The following is an 802-nucleotide window of genomic DNA, read 5'->3' as shown; positions in this document are numbered from 1 at the left end:
GTGCCGGTCGCCTTCCGTGCGCGCTCCCTCTCGCTGCTCGGCGGCAGCTTCCGCCTCGGAATCTTCATCGGGCCGTTCGTCGCCGCCGGGCTCCTGCAGGTCTTCGGCAGCGAGAGTGCGGCGATCTGGTTCTTCCTGGGCTGCCTCGTCGTGATGGTCGTGCTGGTCCTCTTCGGGCCCGACCCCGAGAAAGCGATCGCTCCCCTTCCGTCGACCACTCACGAGCGCTATCTGGAGGACTCCGGTGAGGCCGTGAGCGGATCCATCCCGACGATCGAACGGCTGGGGATCTTCCAGACCATGTGGCGACAGCGCGCGGTGCTCGGGCGCCTCGGGCTGGCCGCCGCCTCACTCTCCGCCGTCCGATCCGCCCGACAGGTCGTCCTCCCTCTGTGGGGGCTCTCGCTGGGACTGGACGCCTCGACGATCGCCCTCGTGGTCGGCGTCTCCGGCGCGATCGACTTCGCGCTGTTCTATGCGAGCGGCCAGGTGATGGACCGCTTCGGGCGGTTGTGGGCGGCGATGCCCGCGATGGTGCTGATGGGTGCCGGCTTCCTCGCCCTGTCGTTCACGCACGATGCCGACGCCGCGGTGCTGTGGTTCGGGATGTTCGCGGCGGTGCTGGGCGTCGGCAACGGCCTGTCCAGCGGCATCCTGCTGACTCTCGGCGCGGACGTGGCCCCGAAGCGCGAGCCGGCCGCCTTCCTGGGCTCCTGGCGGACGCTGACCGATGCCGGCGGTGCGCTCGCGCCGTTGCTGGTCTCGGCGATAACCGCCGTCGCCGCACTGCCGTTCGCCGCAG

General features: G+C 70.6%; 1 protein-coding gene. It reads left to right on the top strand.

Features of this window, described 5'->3' with window-relative positions:
* The coding region (locus ACNPM4_RS18200) for an MFS transporter (protein WP_448986631.1) at positions 1-802 on the top strand (802 nt) is incomplete at both ends.

It is taken from the genome of Microbacterium umsixpiens (assembly GCF_053543675.1).
This window is presented reverse-complemented; position numbering and strand designations above follow the sequence as displayed.